Origin of the sequence: Pseudomonas sp. CFII68 (assembly GCF_000416195.1) — a bacterium.
Lineage (GTDB): Bacteria > Pseudomonadota > Gammaproteobacteria > Pseudomonadales > Pseudomonadaceae > Aquipseudomonas > Aquipseudomonas kilonensis.
This window is the reverse complement of record NZ_ATLN01000113.1, coordinates 33,415-48,218: the sequence shown is the minus strand read 5'-3', so window position 1 is coordinate 48,218 and position 14,804 is coordinate 33,415. Positions and strand designations below refer to the sequence as shown.

General features: G+C 50.4%; 7 protein-coding genes. 1 reads left to right on the top strand and 6 read right to left on the bottom strand.

From position 1 onward, the window contains the following. Window positions 1-169 precede the first annotated feature (169 nt). Together CFII68_RS06625 and CFII68_RS06630 are read right to left on the bottom strand one after the other, a co-directional pair. Window positions 170-1,153, bottom strand: a complete 984-nt coding sequence (locus CFII68_RS06625) for an HNH endonuclease (protein ID WP_018611287.1) — start codon at window positions 1,151-1,153, stop codon at window positions 170-172. Next, window positions 1,150-3,465: an AAA family ATPase gene (locus CFII68_RS06630; RefSeq protein ID WP_018611285.1), complete on the bottom strand. Its 2,316-nt coding sequence runs from the start codon at window positions 3,463-3,465 to the stop codon at window positions 1,150-1,152. The genes CFII68_RS06625 and CFII68_RS06630 overlap by 4 nt, the downstream gene beginning before the upstream one ends. Window positions 3,466-4,032: 567 nt before the next feature. Between CFII68_RS06630 and CFII68_RS27985 the strand changes: the two genes are divergently transcribed. Beyond that, window positions 4,033-4,902, top strand: coding sequence for an HNH endonuclease signature motif containing protein (locus CFII68_RS27985; protein WP_177325053.1), 870 nt, complete (start codon window positions 4,033-4,035; stop codon window positions 4,900-4,902). A gap of 97 nt (window positions 4,903-4,999) precedes the next feature. Here CFII68_RS27985 and CFII68_RS27075 read toward each other — a convergent pair whose 3' ends face one another. The 4 genes from CFII68_RS27075 to CFII68_RS06655 form a co-directional block, all read right to left on the bottom strand. Beyond that, window positions 5,000-5,422 carry a very short patch repair endonuclease gene (locus CFII68_RS27075; protein ID WP_018611276.1) on the bottom strand — a complete coding sequence of 141 codons (423 nt, stop codon included), beginning with the start codon at window positions 5,420-5,422 and terminating at the stop codon, window positions 5,000-5,002. 212 nt (window positions 5,423-5,634) lie between these two features. Next, window positions 5,635-11,064 carry an ATP-binding protein gene (locus CFII68_RS06645; RefSeq protein WP_018611275.1) on the bottom strand — a complete coding sequence of 1,810 codons (5,430 nt, stop codon included), beginning with the start codon at window positions 11,062-11,064 and terminating at the stop codon, window positions 5,635-5,637. A 1-nt stretch (window position 11,065) separates the two neighbouring features. Further along, complete coding sequence (locus CFII68_RS06650; RefSeq protein WP_018611273.1) at window positions 11,066-12,607, bottom strand: hypothetical protein; 1,542 nt, start codon at window positions 12,605-12,607, stop codon at window positions 11,066-11,068. A gap of 4 nt (window positions 12,608-12,611) precedes the next feature. Further along, window positions 12,612-14,726: a hypothetical protein gene (locus tag CFII68_RS06655; protein WP_018611271.1), complete on the bottom strand. Its 2,115-nt coding sequence runs from the start codon at window positions 14,724-14,726 to the stop codon at window positions 12,612-12,614. Between the last annotated feature and the right edge of the window lie 78 nt (window positions 14,727-14,804).

Sequence of the window (14,804 nt, the reverse complement as noted above, 5' to 3'; positions counted from 1 at the left end):
GAATTTTTGCCTTATTTTGCTAGGCATTTTGAAACTAAATATTTTTAGTCCGCCCATTTGTCCTCCCAGGCTGACTTTGCGTGGTTGGTTTTGAAGGGCAGAGTCAGAACCAGCTCGCGCTGAGCTTAACGTTCGCATAGCTAAGTTCAATGTACCGCCCGGGCAGCATTTAGGTTGCGAATAGCAAAAATGCTTCGAGCTTAACTCCGAACTTTTCCAAGGTCTTGAATTCGCCGCGCTCGTACGCCCCTCTCACCCATCCCCTTTTGGCTGCAATATAGACTGCCTCAGGGAGCATCATGGTTCTGATGCCCATTACAGTCTTGGCAATATGGTCGAGATTCTCCGAATGGCCATCGTCGGGGAAGTCGGCCGAATTTGCCATTCGATTATGTTGGCGTACCAACCTCTGCAAGTCATCGATCTTTGATCTGAGTTCATTGATCTGGTCTCGCCTAGCTTCCACCAGATCTTTACGCTGCAACGCATAAACGTCGATCGATGCTTTGCCCCGCGGACTTTCGACGCCGTTCACAATGGCTCGTACCAAGCCGGTCTCGTCGAATGCAAGGTGTTCCGTTGGCTGATCGACACAGGGATGCAGCAGTAGCCGCAGATCCGCCTCGGCGGCAATATTTCCACCATGTACCCGCACTCGCTTGGATTCGTCCGATAGGGGAAATTGGCTGCCTTTCCCAAGGAGGATATTTGCGCTTTGCCCTGGCACTTCATGGTTGCGTACACGATTGCAGTGTTGGCATGAAATCAAAAGGTTATCCCAATCACCTGCGAGCCAGTAGTAACCTGGTTTGAGTTCGGTCGTGCCCGAGCCAATAGAAGCCTTGGGTCGATAATGCTCAATATCGGCGGAGCTCACTGCTCCAAATTTGCTCTCGCAATAAGCGCATTTGCTTCGAAAGTCGCTGGCTAAGACTTTCGCGAGCGCTTTGTCTTTGTAGACTTTAAAGCTGAAGGATTTCTCGCCTAATTTTTCGTTGTTGTGATAATTGGCGACGTTCGTGAAAAAGCTAATCGCAGCCGCGCGCTCTCGCTCAAAACGGGTAACCTTTATCTTCCCGTCCGCTGCTTTTACAGTCGCCTTTGTATAGAGAGGCAGCTTTTCCGCATCCGATGAGCGCGAAACGTAAATCATATCTGCTCTTCTCCAGTCTCTGCGATGTCACCGATTAGGTTGTCCCAGATTGCTGATATCTCACTAACCGCCTTCTCTCGAATTTCTTCGTGCGCGAGGTCTGGCAAAGATTTTTGCCTTGCCAGTAGGCGGTCGATCGCCTCAAGGTAAAGACCTTCGCGCTGGCTCTCTCCGAACTGTTTGCGTCGTTCGAGTTGTTTGGTTAGCTCTGTGAGTTCGACCTCATTCTGTTCATCGCGCGTATCCATCGCAAGTAACGCGTAGTAGCGATCGAAGAGCCGTTCGACGTCGGGATCCGTTGTAGAGTTGAGTCCGAAGAACGGCGATGTGAGCAACTGATCGACCCGGAAGTCAGCCGGTGAAGGTAGATCCGTAATGATTTCGACTTCATGGTTTGCCCCACGATGCATCACTACAATTTCACCCTCTGACAGTCCTCGAAGGCACAGAGGTTGATGAGTAGTGGTGATGAACTGGACCCCAGGCAGGGCTTGTCTCAGGCTATTGACGATTTGCATCTGCCAGGTTGGGTGCAAATGAGCATCCAGTTCGTCAATCATCACGATACCCTCGGCTTCCAATGGATTGCTCCAAACCCTAGAGAGGATCTCAAGCATGTCGACGGTTGCTGCAACGATGGTCTGATAGCCAACACTGAGGCTGCTCAGGCTGACATTCTCCCCTGAAGCATGAAGGAAAATGTTTCCTCGGCTTCGATCAAGATAGGCGTCTGGGTCAATCGCAAGTAAATCCTTGAGGATGATTGCGACGCGGTTAAAGTCTTTTCGAGTCAGGCTGGCCAGCCATTTCTGTGCATCCATCAACGGGACGAAGGGATCAAAGAGGTTTTCCACCCGGGCAAAGTCGCCTCCTGATGGTGAGTCATTACTTATGCGCGGCGACAGGCGTGTAGCGCCATATCCTGCCATCACCGTCTGGGGCTCCCACGCAGTTCCTCTAACCTCGCCGTCAAGCATGATGCAGACGGTCTCTTTGGAGGGGCTAGTGAACTCGAGGCGGTCTTTGAATACTTTGAGTCGGTGTGGCGTGTCGAAGCCACTCATTTTTACGGCGATCTCACCGGAGCGGCAGCGGAATCGCACAAGCTCGGGAATACGGATGCGCTGCTCTTTGATAAGCTTTGAGATGTAGGCTGATCCACCTAATACGAGCGCGATCGCTTGGAGCACGGTGCTCTTGCCGGTGCCATTCTCACCGAGCAGCATCAACCAGCGACCTGCGCCGCTACCTTGCGTCGCTAAATCTATATAAAAGGATCCTAGCGCCCGGATGTTTCGGATGGATATGGTCTCGATGGAGCGACGTTGCGACTTATACCGTTTGATCCCTTCTTCATCGGCCAGAGAGTAATTTGCCATTCGCCCTCGATAGGCCTTGGTCGTGCGAGCTGCCCTCTTCACGCTTGCGGGGCCAGATATGGGGGCCTTACTTTCAAGTGATCGAAGGTTACGCTTAATGGCGTCGTCTTCTATCACCTTCGTCAATTTGTGGTTATTTATTTGTTGCTCAAGCCGGGCTTTATCACGCCGCAGAAATTGTTGGATCATACCGGCATAACTGGCTTCGCTCGCCGCCATCTCAAGGAGCTCATCGAGAAGCTGTTTGCTTAGGTCGACATCCTTGTCCATCGCCCAAATGACTCTTTCGAACAAGTTTCTATAGTTCTTCGCTGTCTTATGCCTTTCATTGGCAAGATTGGGTCGATTCAATCCCAGTATTGAGATCGTCGAATTTCCTCTTTCTGTTTCGCTGAAAACCAGCCCTTCATCCGAGAACGTAAGATGTGAGGTTGGGTCGTCGAAGGTGGGATTAAGCAGCAATGGTTGTTCCATCGACAAGTCCATGCTCGGTGTAAAGGCGCGTTTGCTTTCATCAATTAAGGGAAATCGATTGTACTTACCGATCGGCCCCTGCCCCTCACTTTTGTTTGCAGCAGAAAGCGACTTTCGATTGCATGACTGACAAGCAATCAGCAGATTTTCCCAAGAGTTGGCTAGCCACCAATAGCCCTGATGATCCCTGGCCTCGGAAACGCTAGCTTTCGGTCTGAACTGCTCGATGTCGGCAAAGGAACCCACGATCCGTGTCTCGCAGTAGGCGCACTTATCATGAAAGAGAGCGGATAGCGCTGCTTTTACAGTCGGGTGCTTATAAGCTGTGAACAGAAGTCTCCGCTGAGAGGACGCTCCCATGACTTCAGCTCCGGCTCGTGCAACCTCTAATGCTGCTTTGCTCGCCAAAGCAGCGTCCTCGAAGGGATTTTGGACAGATTTGCGGTCAACAAAGATCATCAGTAAGGGCCATCCAAATACATATCAGCGTCCGCAACTATAGATGAAATCGGCCAAGAATCAGAACTGTTTAGGCATGCCCTCGGCCTCGGACGAGCGGTTGCAATAACGTCGCAGAGCTTCGATGTCTTCGTCCTTGTCGGTGAGCAACCATCAGCGTTGCTTCGAAGACGTTTCCGCGCTCGCAGTAAGCACGGATTCGCTTCCTCTCAACGAAATATCTCAATATGCGCTTATCTGGGCGTTGAGAGATTGGAGTAGGGACAACATTGTAGCTGCTTAGAGGACCCGCATAAGAGACTAGAAATGGTGGTCACTGAATTTAATGCATACCATGTCTTGACTTCGCGGGACGCACTGGATGCCCTGTGCCGGGCACATGCGCCTCTTGCGTGGGGCTGTCACAATGTTCGGCGACGGATCGCGAGGCAAGAACAATCAGGGCGTTGCCTAGGTCCTATTCTAGGAGATGTTAATGCTCCAATGGTGGCGTATTGAAACTTTCTATATTTTCCGGTTCTATCTTCGCGTATGTTGATACAAATGGATGCTAGTTCTGGAGTGAAAATGTCTACTTTTGTAGTTGGTCAAGAGTACGAAAGATCCCGTCTCCTTGAGTTTATTGGTAGTAGGCAAGCGCAGTCAGGTGTTCTTTGGGGGGCTAACGAGCCAGGATGTCTCATTTGTACATCAGGGGGGCGAGGTGGTAAGAAAGCTGGTTACTCAGATGAGCGACTTTCTGACGGTACTTGGTGGTATTTTGGTCAGGGTCGTACGGGAGATCAAATTCTGAGCAATGCCGCGAACGCTAAGTTATCTTCTGGAAAGTATTCAGTTCTACTCTTCACTACAAGAGAACCAACTGCGAGGGAAGTGGTCGATCGAGGAAGTTATGGTAAATTGTTTTCCTATTGTGGACAGTTTAATGTCTCAGGGTGTGAGCAGTTCGTGCCGAATGATGGCGGTCGTCAAGGTGATAAGCTATGGCGTTTTCGTCTACTGCCTATTGGTGACGAGGGATATAATTACTACAGCGAGGAAAGTGATCTGGATCTAGACTTATCCGGGGGCTTGCGAGAGATGCAGTATAGATTAACTTCTTTAGGCTCCAGAAAAGCTGAGATTCGGGCAAGTGTGGCAGAGTATCGGTTTAGGAGTGCTGCGGTTCACCTCTACGCCTCTCTTAGATCAAACGGGATATGCGAGGCATGCGGGCTTGTCGCTCCATTCGCTCGTCCTGATGGGCGAGCATTTCTTGAAGTGCATCATCTCACTCGGCTTGCCGATGAAGGACCAGATTTACCTTCTAATGTTGCTGCACTTTGTCCTAATTGTCATCGCCGTGCCCACTATTCTGTTGATAAACAGGAGTTCGGTAAGAAGCTTAAAGACGCTATAGTTTTAAAGGAGAATATTGTTTTGGGTGTGGAGGGTTGATTAATAAGTTGTTTTTAATGAGTTTTCGCAAAAATATGTCGTTCGGGGGGGGGGCAAGGATGAACGGTGTTTCATTGTTCTGATGATAAGTGCTCTCCTAGTCCTGACGTATTAAATCCGCAAGTCGCTTGCCGGTGGCATTTGCTTTTTTGGTAGAACCTACCTCACACTCCCAAACGATGTATACGTTCCAACCTAATGCCTGTAGAGAAGACGTCACTCGATTGTCTCGGGCGACATTTTTTTCGAATTTCTCCAACCAAAATGTTGTATTACTTTTCGGTATTGTCGCAATGCTGCAGTTAAGATGCCTGTGCCAGAAGCATCCATGAACGAAAACTATTGCCTTGTAGCGGGGGAAAATTAGATCAGGTTTACCAGGTAAACCACCGCCATTCAGGCGGTAGCGTAGACCGAGACTATGCAATACTTTGCGCAATGCTATTTCTGGGCGTGTGTTATTTCCCTTGATTCGGGCCATCCTCTCTGACCGCTCTTTAGGGGAGAGGAAATCGGTCATGTCCGACCTCCAGATCGAGAGCGCCGGTTTAGTACTTTAATTTTCCTCGTATGCCAGCTTTTAGAAAAATTGATCACGAACTACCTCTTCTGAAATATCGAGAGCCTTATAAGGCTACGCATTTCTAAATTACACCTCAGGTTCGAGCGACTTCGTAGCGCAAAACAGAGGTGTAAAGATTTATAGATTCTCGCAGTCCTCAAATTTACAAGCTAGTCCAGAGTGTAGAATGGGGTTTCCTCTATGAACTCCCCATTCCAATCAAGTGTCTTGCAGAGGGAGTTGAATTTTTCCAGGCTTGATATTCGATTTACCATGCTGTCAGAGGCAGCCGGTAAGCCGATTTTATCCAGATCCCTCGCCGTCAACCCAGGAACTTGGTGGATAAACCAACTCCCGATTGGCTCTAGGTAATCTGTGCGCGTTGTTTTGAAGTGGCTAAAGTACTGGGAGGCAAGGATTACGCCAACTCCGAACGCTCGGCCTTGTACTAGGAGTTTAGTTAATACTTCAAACTCATAAGGCATAATGTTGTGGGCTTCATCTACCAATAGGTAGGAATCAATGAAGCGTGTTTGTGGGGTATTGCCCAGAAATGGCTTCTTTTTTACCCTCAACATGTAATCGAGATAGAGGTTAAGGAAAATAACCACTACCATTTTCTTCAGCTTCTCATCACTAAGATCTTTCAAGTCGATAGCCACTACGCCTTCGAAAAACTCGTCGAAGCTAACGATTTTAGCCGGATCATCTTCAAAGATTTCGTAATCTACCATATCACTGATGATTCCAGTCACGGAGTCAGGCTTATCGACGATCGCTTCGTAGTGTTTGAAAACGTCGTAGATAGTAGGATCACGTCCTTCGTCATCCCTCGAGTGTTGATAAGCTGTCTTGATAGCCTCCTTGAGATTTTTATCCTGAACCGGCGCGTTTACTGAGAATATTTTGCGCAGGATGTCCCGGAAGAAGCCGATTTTGTCGAGCATCGTCCGGTTGGAGTTGTCCCCATCCGTTGCGAATAAGTTCAGTGGTATCTTGTATGGAGATACAATCTTAACCTTAGCCTTGTTAATGAACTGGCAGCTATCTTCCGTATCGCTGAAGTCCCGCTTGTAGTCTAGGATCAAGACCTTAGGAGCCACTCCTCGGTTTTGCTCTGGTTGTTTTACCATCTGGTAAACCAAAGACTTTAGTAGCTGAGTTTTTCCAGTCCCTAGATCGCCAACTACTCCTATATTGATGTTGTTTAGCTCGGTGTTGCCTGGGTGAAAAATGACTTCCTTGCTTCCAATTAGATCCTTTGTGTTGCCAATTTTAAAATGAAGTCCAGCGCCAGCTTCGGGAGTGATAATTTCGGACTTATTGCTTGTAATAATTGTTTCTCCTAACTGCGAGAATGGTTCGTTTGGTCCGGTCAAACTCTCGCTAAGTGCGTAGGGCTCTTCTGCTAACTGGTGGGTTTCTTGTTTATCTCCGAGGAACTGGATTTTTTTTTCGATTATTGCTTCCGTAGTGAAACTGCTGACTGCCAGTAGCCCCCAATTACCTACTTGCTTCACCATATCTGCAACCACCTGTGGCTGATTCCCAGCCAGCAGGGCCCCAGCTAACTCTAAGCCGAGTACAGCAGTATTTTTTAAAGGACTTTTCCCTGTGCACACCATTCGACTCTTGGAAGTGTTCTCAATAGATATCAGGCGTCCTTCAGGGTCGAGTTCAATCTCGAGCTTATTTGACATCAAACTGGCGATAGTTTGCTGGTGGTACTGAACCCAGCGAGGAGTTGCCTGAGCGACTTCAGTTTCACCGTAAACGCGGAAGCCATAGTCCAGCCAGCTGGCTATCAGGTCACGGTAAGCAATTCCCCAAAGGGCAGAATTTTTCCCGCGCTCTTTCAGACTATTGAGAAATCCGGCAAACGATTTAGCCTGGGTTAACGCTTCGTCACGCTGTCTTTCTGTCATCTCGGTGGAGCGGGCCTTCACCTCGATTGGAGTGATTTTGAGGGCATTCGGTTCGAGTAATTCGTCTCCTGCATCTATGCCGAAGGCGATGCTTAAAACGAGTAAGTCTGGTCTTTCTCTAGTCTCCGCACCTAACGCTTTACGTAGCTCGTCGAAACGCGGCTGGAACACGTCTGCCGGGATCACGAGATTGACCATGCGGTTGCCAATTGCGGGAATCAGTCCCTTGCCTTCGCTACCGTGTTGGAAGTCTGACTGAAGCAAGCGTGCAGCTATCAGCATGCCCACTTCCCCCAGGCTGGCAGAACCCCCGCTGGTCAACCTTTTTAGAGTCGGTATCCCCCGCCGAGAAACTTCGTCAAGCAGTGAAGCCACTTGTTCGTCGCTGACGTTTCTTGTGCCGGGGAGCTGTTTCAGCACGTTCCTCACCGCCGTGACCATGGTTGGTGACTGCTTTGCCACCAAATAGAATCCACTCGATTGCCCCGCACCTGGCGCGTAACGGGGCAGTTCGAAGTCCCAGAGGTATGCGTCTTTGCCAGGGCTGTGGAAGCAGGTAGCGTCTACGGCAGAAGAAGAGATTGCGCTGTAGCGCGTATCCCTGAGTGAGTTGTTCAAAGTTTGTAAGTTGGGTGCGAAGCTTAGGCTGTCAAACTGGGCGTCGTTGACACACGCTGATTCGAGCAATTCCAGGGCTCGGGACAGGTTGTCCTGCAATACGTCACCAGTTGATTCAGTAACGAATTGGCCAGCTCTGGATAGAGATAAGTACTGTCTGTGGGCAGCGGCGTTTTTCTTGATGCTAACGCGGGATACGCATGTAGGATCAACAGGGGAGAGCACGCCGTCTTTGCGGAATTCTTGGTCCATGGTCTGCAGGTGGTCGACAATGGAAAGATCCCGCTCAGCGTGATCCCCTTTGCTCTTGGTATACCACCTAATCTTGGTGCCTGAGCGCTCCGTTAGGGAGGCAAGCACAGCTGGCCTAGGCTGCTCCTCCCGAGGTCTCTTATCTATGATCTGAAGTGTTAAACCTTGGGCAGGAGACCACTCGTCGGCTTCAGGCCCAAGATTCTCAAGGCACCACTCATCTATTCCATCATTGCAGGAGCTGTACCCAGATGAGTCGCTGTGCAGGGAAATCCGGAGAGTGGACTTGGCGGGGTAGAGGTGGCGGATTTCGTCTAAGGAGCGCTTCACCTGCTGCCTATTGAAACCATTTACCATTCCCTCGATATTCAACCCCAGATCGTTGCCAAATACTCCTTCATAACTGCCTTTACTCACTTCGGCTATAAGATCAGCCCGCCACAGAACTGACCAGTAATCCGACGAGCTCTTAACAGCGACGAACCCCGCTGGATTGAAGCGTCCGTCCATATCTCTGCACTTCAGAACCAGGCAATCGGGAAAGTTGTATGGCTCGATGATCCCTGCAACCGGGCAGGGCAAACCTGCATTGATCGAATCCTGCATGAGTTGCTGGGCATTGCATTGCCAAGCTAACCGAACCGGGTGAAAGGGCGACAGTAGTACAGCGAGTGGTTTGGACTCTAGAAACTGGCTTTGTTGCTGAGCCTTGTGAACCGTGATCAGATCTGCCCAAGCGGCCAGGGAGTTAGGCGACGATAGCCAGTCGGCATACTCGCTCACGTAGCGCTCGATAATGCTGCGGTTATCTTTATCCTGCATGAGCTGGCCTAGGCTGAGCGCCTCGATTGTGCATCCTTTAACGTCGCAAAGTTTCTTTAGAAGCTCCCGTGCTTGTTTTCGGGCTTGTAGGTAACCGGTAGGGGGCGCTAGCTCGTCCGTCCTTGGGCGCGGATCTAGGGACAAATGAAGGTTGGAAATGCGAGGCTGCGAGGTCCAATCTGGATGATGCCAGCTCTCCTTAAAGCCGGGACCAATAACCAATGGTTGGTATGACTCCTCACTCTCTAAAATCCATTGCTCTAGGAGAGTCAACATGGATTGCTCGACATCCGTCTTCGCCACGTTTTCAGAGCGGGTGCAGTTGTTGGTGACTAACCTGTCGAACTCGCTAGAGGCTCCTTTGGCCGTAAATTCGTTAGCACTAATATTAAGGACATAGGTGATCGGCCCATCTAGCTCCGGGAGGCTCATCTCGAAGCTGACCTGACAATCTTCGGTTATCTCAATAACGGCTAATGCGTGGCCCTCTTGTACTTCGGAGGTTGTCAGTGGCCAAACCGCTTCGCTAGCGTTTACTCCCTCGCCGAATTGACCGCAAATGCTGTCAGGCAGGCTCACGGCATTACGGAAAAAAAACTCGATAGTCTGGGTGCCTGTCCCGTTGCTCACCAATTCACACTCGTACTGATTGGTGGTCTTCGCTCCACGGCCTACCCTTTTCTTTTTAAAAGGAGTTAATTTCTGTGCTGACCGGCAGTTTAGTACCACTGAAGGAAGGTAGGACTCCAGTGATATTAGTTTGAATGTGGCAGGCTTTTCCTGCTTGTTGCAGGTGAATTCATAGCGAATATATTGTTCATGATCACAGGGCCACAAATTATCATCCCAGTGAGTCTCAAGATCACTAATGGTGATCGTCTGAATCAGCTCAAGAGTTTTCCTACCTGAGGCTCGGTACACGGAGAGTTCCTCGCCCAGCAATTCTTCGTCAACTCTGAGTAGGAATTGGGGTGAGCTTTTCACAACTGCTAATTGGCTAGTCAAAGTAGGGCGGAATAACTCATTGGCACAGGTAATCTTTAGCGTGCCAAGATTCTTACTTTCTTCCTGGTTGAGCAGTTCGATCCACACAGATTGCGACAATACGTCCCACCATCGCGCCCCTTGAGCATTCCCGGCCTTGGCGTAGTTCCCGAGCGGGCGGGTAACGAATCTCTGGGGCGTCCGGTACAGCATCACGAAGTCCTGACTTAACAGTTTTAGGGCCTCGGAAACCTCCGCTGAGCCCGTATCCTCTTGCAACAATTGAATACCGGCCGTGAAGCCATGAGCTTGCATGTAGTTGGCAATATCGTAGTTTATCTGTGGTTCGGGAGATTCGCCGTCTTCCAGCTTGGGTACCCCAAGGGCGTGACATAGGTCCCGGCTGGTTTTTCCATTCCCCCCTAGATCGTACAAGGCTCGGAGTAACTCCCAGGGTTCCTGCATGTCCCCAGACTGAGCAGACTCGGTGAAGGCCTCCTCCAGAGCTTTCCAGGCCAGTTCTTTCTCCAGAACGGGCACATCTTTAAACCGGCTTAAGACTGCCTCGAAGACATCCTGTACGAATGGTTCCTCTCTCCATGTAGAGAAAGACACGTGATTTACCCGATTCAAACCCAGCTTGTTTGCTGTGGTATCTGTAGATAACAACGGGGGGGAGTTGATGGTCGAAAGTGCCAAGTAAGAGCCATATGAGGTTCTTATCGCCACGACATGGTTACTCGTACATCTGGTGGTATTCTGGTGCGAAGGGTCTTCAATCCCTTCTTGAACTCGCAATACGGGCACCAGCATTACATGGCCAGCAGATTCAAGCTCCAACCGGGGGCCCATTGCATCAAATCTGTCGTAGATCTCGTCGAGAATGCCGGCTGGAGGAGCAGAGAACGTGACCCTCAAGTTATTATTTTCAGACGAGATAAAGTGTCCAGCTTCTGCTCGTATCTTCGATGCCAGATAGCCAATAAAGTCACCGATCACGTTAGTTTCCTTCTTTGCCGGCTTTCGCTAAAGGGCTTGCGATAACCATGCCGCCTTCAGCATCAGGGCTATCGATGGCGATGGACATATCTCTCAGTCTCTTGTTCAAGCTTTCACCTTTCCCTAGGGCCATCTCGGCACTGATGCCGTACCCGGCCAACTGCTGACACAGATTTTGAACAGTGCAGGGGCCTGTTACCCGACTGGCTGCGCAATGGACCATCAACAACGTCGACAGGGGGCCGAGACCAACAACACGCGGTGAGTTTGAGTGGTTGCCGCGCTTTTCCATGTAGTACCCCTGATCATAACCGTCGAGTCCGGCCTCGGAAGTTATGCGTTGGCGAGCAACGTGTTCTAGGAATTCCAACACATTCTTCGACGAGCCTTTCTTGCATTCGGCAACCTTGGGGTCACTTTCTATCATTTGGTTGAAGTTATTAAGATACTGGCTGAAGTCAAATTTGCCGCGATGCTGGGCTAAATAATCCAGAGTTTCGGCAATCTCTGCAGTGGACCCTAGGCTAACCTGCGACATATCAAACCCGGCTTGCTCCAGCATATGCAGCAACAGATTCAGGGCGCCGCGGCCTTCGATGTAATGACGGGCCGCCTCCTTTATCGGTTTCGCTGTAAGTTGGCCAAGACTCCAAAATCCTTTACCTGTTGATAGCTTTTCAGCTACTTCATCCTCGCTATGGCACTTCCCTAGGCTCAGCGCTTCCTCTATAAGTTCGCAGCATTTGTTGTTAGCGTGGCAACACCAGGTAACGTGAGCGGCCGTTCCTATCCTACACAAAGACTCCAACATGCTTACCCATTGCCTACGGGTAAGGTCCTGCTTTAAATCGAGCACCACATGGAGATCTTCAACAAAGCGCTTGGCTGGGCAATCAAGGTTTAACGGGCTTGGGAAGGTGCCTTCATCCTGCGGGAACTCATTAGGCATCTTCCAGGCATCACTTATCTTGTCTACACGCCAGGATTCGAATTCTGATTGCAGCATCCTGGCCCAAACATCATCTTCTTCCGAAGTGACGCTTAGCTTGTAGAAAAGCTTCTGCCAGATGGCCAGGGCTGCGTCGTAGTCATCGCTGCCTAGGGCAACCATTCTTGCCACGAGCTTACCCGGATTCCATGGGTGGCCCCTGAGCCGCGCTGACATGGAATATAGGGTGGCGTCGGGTACAAGCGGGGAAATTTGGTTTCCTCGCTGGCGAGATTGTCCCGAGAGATTCGGTGTCGCGATTACCCGGTTTACCACCGTGTTCCACAGCTGAGTATCGAACGCCACCTCGCTTTGTGCGCTATTGGGACGTCTCCCAGTTGCCAGCTGTTTTTTGAAAGGTGTTCCAAGCTCCCAGACGGTTTCCCCCACAGCTTTGTTATCGACGAACCCTACGTTCCTATATAGGGACGCGAGCAGGATTTCGCCCGTTGTGACTTCGGGTGAAGGTGTCAAATGCAAAAAGCTACCCTTGTAAGTCTTGTGCAAGCTAGACTTTTGCCAGGGGTCGCTTAAATAGTCCTTTAGTTTATCCATCGACTCAGCCCCTGAACCGGATAGTTTTGCCAACTTTCAACGTGTAGGTGTCCTGGCCTATGGTCAGATCAACATTACCGTCTACGAAATTCTTGTCCCTTGCTATCTGGCCAGCAGTTACCGATTTCACTTCGTCGAACAGGGCAAACACCTCCTGTGGAAGGGAGGCGGGGTCTAGCCCTTCCTCGAGCTCCACGAGAGCCTTGTACAGCGCAAAAGTGACCGGTACATATCGGTTGTGAACCTTGATGAATGGGAAGCGGTTTGCCGGCCGGGAAATATCTCCTTTGAACATTTCCATTGAGGTTTTAACGCTGCGCACACGTAGCGACACTTCCCTGTCCCAGTGTGCTACTGGCTGGCCAAAAGTCGTAGATAGGGGGATTTTGAAAAAACGCCTGTCTTCGTTTACTAGTTGTTCAACGAGGTCTTCGAGGTTTTCATGCTGAAAATCGCTCTGGTACAAACCGGCGTAATCCGCGAATAGCGTTACATCCTTGGATACCCCGTACTTTAATCCGAGGCTTCGTTTTGCCAGCCTTCCTGCGAACTGTCTCATGGAGGACTGTAGCCGCCGCACTTGTCTGGATACCTTGGTGGGATGGTGTTGGTCCATCAAGGCTTCGTCTGCTTCGGATAGCTGTGCAAGTAGTTTACGTTCGCTCGGTGCCAGACGGTTGGATACCAGCTCCAGTCCGTCTTTTATGGAGAGACTAAAGTGCTCATCCACATCGTTTACGGTAACGATCTTTCCATCCTTCGCCTCGGTATACATCTTCTGTTCGCCGTATAAGAGCGCGGGATCCAAAAAGGTGGCGAAATCACCTGATAGAAGTTCACTGATAGCAGTGTGTTCTTTCTCGGCTAAGACTTTGAGAGATCCAAAATGATACTTCGCCATGTTGAAGGCTTTTTCGTCAAGCTGGTCTGGAACCTTTGACCCTGCGAACACTGCGTGGTAAGCCTCGAGATGCTTGCCTGAGGCTAGTCGGGGCCAGTTGGAGAACAGCCGGTGATGATATAACCGAGAGGTCAACAAGTAGCGAGCACGAGCTCCTGCCAAGGTGCTGGGGCCCCTTGCCTCCAGTTGCAACATCTTGGCCGTCCAGTCGCAAGGCGCGTAGGACTTGCCGTCGATCGTCAGGGATCCTGGTTCCCCAATGAAAAGGTGGGACACAAGTGAGTACAAGTCGCGAAACGTCCATCGTTTGCCAGACGCGAGTTCGTAGTAGTAAAGAAACTGGATCAGGTTATCGCGAGCTTTTTCATTCGCCAGCAAAGTTTTATTTTGACAAAAAGGGCAGTCTGCCTTGTTGTTGCACGCTGGCGTCCACTTTTCCTCGGCCAGGGCCTTTTCCAGTACTCGATGTGCAACTGTACTATCTGGATCGCCATCTCGGGGGGCAACCAAAGAGTCCACGTCCATAGGCCATAATGCAAGGTTGCTTTCTTGAAGGGGCCAGCAAGCCGGGGCATCTACGCCTCCACTCACGGCGGAGACGATTCTTGCGATAAATGAAGCCATCTCTGTGTCGCCAGTTCGGATGGCAAGCGATGACGTGTTTGCCAGAATCCCGCGATTTACACAGCCGATGTAAATACCTTTGTACTCACCGTACCTAATTGCCCGTAGTTCTTTTAGTAGCAGCGACTCTGCTGTCTCACCTGGTTGTGCCGGATCTTTTTCAGTGGCGTCTTGCACCAACCGGATAACAGGAATCATGCCACTACCACCAGGGACGATTCCGTCGAATTCAACCTCAGTTCGGCGAGGGGGGAGAGACCCTGATGAGTTTTTGTACTGGTTCGAGAACTTAGCCAACAGTTGCCCACCCGCACCGCTTAACCGATCAAAAGTCTCGATGGCCCCCTCAACCGCATCAGTTTTCCCATTTCCGGGCCCGCCGACCAGTAAGACGGCCGAAGGAGTTCCAGGGATGCCTGCGATAACTGAGTCAACCCAGCTCGACAATTTTTCTACTAGCGGGGTTTTTAGTTGCTCTTTTACTGGCCTTCCGGACTCTTCTTGAAAGGGCTGCCTGACACCTCCTTTCTTGGCTCCAGACCAGTTGATCAGGCCCTCCGGGTAAAGCAATTCATCTTGCCCTTCAAATTCCATGTAACCCCTTGAATACAATTGCTGGAGCGGCTGCGACCTTTCGATGAGCCAGGTCGATATAAATTGCGCAGAGTGGAG